The sequence below is a fragment of the Candidatus Chloroploca mongolica genome (assembly GCF_004762035.2).
Lineage (GTDB): Bacteria > Chloroflexota > Chloroflexia > Chloroflexales > Chloroflexaceae > Chloroploca > Chloroploca mongolica.
On the sequence record NZ_SIJK02000134.1, the window covers coordinates 1 to 4183 of the forward strand.

Sequence of the window (4183 nt, forward strand, 5' to 3'; positions counted from 1 at the left end):
GCGCATGGAAGACCCCTCGCTCCGCTCGGGGTGACATGGAGGATGCCTTGGGGTGCCACGGCGGGCGCAGCGGGGTGCCACGGCGGGCGCAGCGGGGTGCCACGGCGGGCGCAGCGGGGTGCCAACGCCAGCCATGTCATTCCGAACGCAGTGAGGAATCTTCGCTGCGGCCCATGGAAGACCCCTCGCTACGCTCGGGGTGCCACGGCGGGCGCAGCGGGGTGCCACGGCGGGCGCTCGGGGTGCCAACGCCATCCATGTCATTCCGAACGGAGTGAGGAATCTTCGCTGCGGCGCATGGAAGACCCCTCGCTCCGCTCGGGGTGACATGGAGGATGCCTTGGGGTGGCAAGGGCGCGCGGCGGGGTGACATGGAGGATGCCTTGGATGGTCATGACCCGCACGTCATATGAAAAACCTACCCCCAAGAGGTGCCCCTCCCCCCGCCGCGCCCGTACGGGCACGGCGCCGCCGTGCCCCTCCCCCCGCCGTGCCCCTCCCCCGCCGCGCCCGTACGGGCACGGCGCCGCCGTGCCCCTCCCCCCGCCGTGCCCCCACCGCCGTGCCCCCCTACCTAATCTTGCGATGCAAAGCCACCTCGTTCACAAAGGCTTCCCGCAAGGCGCTGTCGGTGAATCGTGCGGCCTGGCGTTCCAGGGCCAACCGCGCTGCGTCGCGATCGCGCACGTGACCGGAGATCTGGTACCGTACGATGAGGAGGCGCAGGCTGTACCGCTCAAGGTCGGTTTTCGCCAGATGCGCCGTTGCTTCGGTCAGCGCTGCTTCGGCCAGGGTGCGATCCCCCGTCGCCAGGGCGACCTGCGCAAGCAAGATGAGGATGTCGGCATCGTGGGGGCTCGCATGCTCGCGCCACCAGGCGACGGCTGGCGTCAGTATTGCCAAGGCGTCGGTCGCCGCACCCGTCGCCAGGTCGTATTCCGCCCACGCTCGTGCCCAGGCGAGATACGGGCGCCCCGAGCTCAAATCAGTTGTGCGCAGGTGCCGCAACACTGCTCCGGCTTCACCATGTTCGCCTGCCGCAATGAGTACCCGCGCAAGCCCGGCACGGTGCCAGATGCCATACTCAGAGTCTGCCGCTAGGCCGACGCGTTCACTCAAGACGACGAGTTGGCGCATGGCGTCAATGGCGTCGCTGTGTTGCCCCATGTTGCTGCTGTAGAGCCCGTAGTTGTAGAGTAAGGCGCCATACGCCCAGGGGTCTTCCAGGGTGCGATACAGATCTAGCAGGGGGCGCAGGTAGGTACGCGCCGCTTCCCAATGCGCAAGATAGGCGCTCGCTTCGCCAAGCTCGCGCAGGGCGTCAGCCCAGGCCGGGTGCGGTGGGCAATGTGGCTGGTAGCTGGTCAACGCCAGCGCCCGCTGCGCACTGGCAAGGGCCGCTTTGCCCTGGCCTTCGGCGCGCTGGGCAAAGGCGCAATGACACAGCGCCTGATAGAGCACCGACGTCGCCTGAGCCGCCTCGGCTAGACGACACGCCAGTTCGAGATGCGTCAGGCCTTCCCGCGAACGCCCCAGCGTATCGGCCAGGTGCCACCCGAGCGTCTGGTGAAGACGCGCTGCCGCGACCTGATCGCCGGTTTTCGTCGCCAGCGCCAGCGCTTCGGTAGCGGTCACGTCAACGTGCTCGGCGCGCCCCTGCAACACCGCCAGGCTCATCTGCGCTTCAAGCGCCTCAAGCCGCGCCCCTGAATCGCCAAGCTCGTCTGCCAGCGCCAGCACCTGCGCAGCGTCGCTTGCCCAGGCATCGAGGTGCAACAGGGTGCGGTAGAGCGCGAGGCGTTGGCGTAGCAGGGTCAGGTGCCGGGTTGTCGGTTGTTTGATCTGGGGGAGCAGTCCGCACGCAGCCTCAAGATTTGTTAGGGCAACCCCATAGGCATAGAGCGCCGAGGCTTGCGCGGCTGCTTGCTGATATGCGCTAAGCGCCTCCTCCCCCAGCCCCGCTCGCGCAAAGTGAGGTGCTACGAGTGCTGGCTGATCTGGGTACGCCTGGGCTAAGCCTTCCCCCGCCCGCCGATGCAAGACCATCCGTCGCCACGGCGAGAGCTGTTCGAGCACGGCGCTGCGTAGCAATGGGTGCGCAAAGGCGAGCCGCGCTGCGGTTGCGTCTGCGGTGTTCACCCCAAGCAACTGGTGCATCGTCAGTTCTTCGAGGGCTTCACCGATCGCCCCCGCTGCCCGCGCCGCCGTCGTTGCGAGCAGGCGCTCGTCGAGGTGAGGGTCGAGGATCGCCGCCGCTTCCAGCACCTCGCGGGCCAACTCGCTCAGGTGGCTGATCCGCGCCAGGATCGCCTCGCGCACCGTTACAGGGAGTGGGAGCGTGGCAGGAGAGCGTTGTGGTTGCTGGCGCTCTTGCAACGCACGCACGATTTCGAGCATAAAGAAGGGATTGCCCCCGGTCTCCTGGTGAATCTGGGGCACCAGTTCAGCGGGCGCTGGCGGTGACAGTGAGCCAAGCAACTGCTGGGTTGCCGTGAGTCCCAGCGGCCCAACATCGACCTCGGCCAGACGCCCGGTGCGCCGCAGTCGCTTGCGCAACTGGTCAAGCGCAGGCGTTACCGTGGTGGCCGTCGCCACCACAACCAGTGGCGTATCGCCCCAACTGATCACCAGCGAGCGCAACCATCCCAGCGTCGCTTCATCGGCAAACGGCAGATCATCGAAGCAGAGCAGCAGCGGCTGTTGGGCCGCAAATGTGCCCAATACCTCGGTCAGCGCAGTATAGAGGTGCTGTTGCGCAAAGGCCGTCGCGACCCCGATCGGCATTGGGAGATCGGGGAAGTACTGGCGCAACTCGGGTAGCAACGGGAGCAGTTCGCTGCGCCAGTGGGCCGGAACCGCCTGCCACAGCGTCGGCGAATGCAGCGTCTGACGCAACATCTGGATCACCACCGCATAGGGCAGATGCTGTCCATCGGCATGGCAAACGCCCGTCAGCACAAGCCCCGCTTGATCGGCCACATACTCACGCACCAGGCGCGACTTGCCCATCCCCGACTCACCGCTGATCAGAATGAACCCGCCCCGCTGCGGCTGTCCCGTCATAAAACGCGCATAGGCTACCTGCAAACGCCCAAGTTCCTCGGCGCGCCCAACCAGCGGCACCTCCAACGAAGGTGAAATTGGCACAATTGACAGTGTGTCAAATAGGTCTTGTTGCACCGACGGTGCCTGCGTTCTGGGCAACGCAGCGGTGTCAGGCGCAGCGTCAAGGCGTGATCGTTGTGATCCTGGTTGCAACACCGCTCGCGTTGAGGGCAACGGCCCAACGCCAAGTTCACGTTCAAGCACCCGGCAGCACAGCTCAAACTGTCGCCATGCAGCCACCCGATCGCCGACAGCCATATAGAGCTCGATCAACCGGCGGTGCATCGGTTCAGCGAGTTCATCGGCAGCAAGGTACGCCTGGGCAAACTGGATCGCTGCCGTCACCTCTCCCAGGGCAAAGGCGCGCTCAGTTGCCATTTCGAGTCCACCGAGGTAACGTGTGTGGAACTCGCGGGTCGTCGCCGCCTGCCACAGCTCATATTCAGGCGCATCAGGCAACGCAAAGCCATCCATAAACGGGCCACGATAGAGCGCCAGCGCATCAGCGAGCCCAGCCAGATCAGGTGCAGCCGTGCCACGCACAAACGCATGGCAATCCACCTCAACCAGCGCAGCCTCAAGCCCCACCATCTCCTCATCAACCAGCACCAGGCGCGGCTCGGGCAACGCCGCACGGAGACTCGAAAGCAAGCGCGTCATATGGCGTCGTGCCAGGTGATCGGGCGCATCAGGCCAGAAGAGAAAGGCCAGCCGATCACGCGGCAGCGGCTGAATTTGCGCCGCCAACCGGTACAACAACGCACGCACCCGCCGTCGCGGCAACACCAGCGGCTGTCCCTGCCAGGTCACCCGACACCCACCCAGAAGCTGAATCTTCATAGCCTGATTGTAGCACTGCCCCGCCGCGACCAACGCCACCTGTGCCCCAACTCATGCTACAATGCCTCCGGCGTGCTGCCTAGTGAAACCCTTGCCCTCATCTCTAGGGCGATCGCATCATACGAAACCGGATAAAATACGCTCTATGTGGCAGCATGTGCATGCAACCAGCGGCGCAAACGGCGGCCCCCGGATCTGTAGGGGCACCCCTTGCGGGTGCCCCTACAGATCCGGGGGC

1 protein-coding gene is annotated in these 4183 nt (G+C 65.6%); it reads right to left on the minus strand.

The window, feature by feature from the left end; all coding sequences use genetic code 11:
- Nucleotides 1-570: 570 nt before the first annotated feature.
- Nucleotides 571-3945: an ATP-binding protein gene (locus tag EYB53_RS25045; RefSeq protein ID WP_135482310.1), complete on the minus strand. Its 3375-nt coding sequence runs from the start codon at nucleotides 3943-3945 to the stop codon at nucleotides 571-573.
- Between the last annotated feature and the right edge of the window lie 238 nt (nucleotides 3946-4183).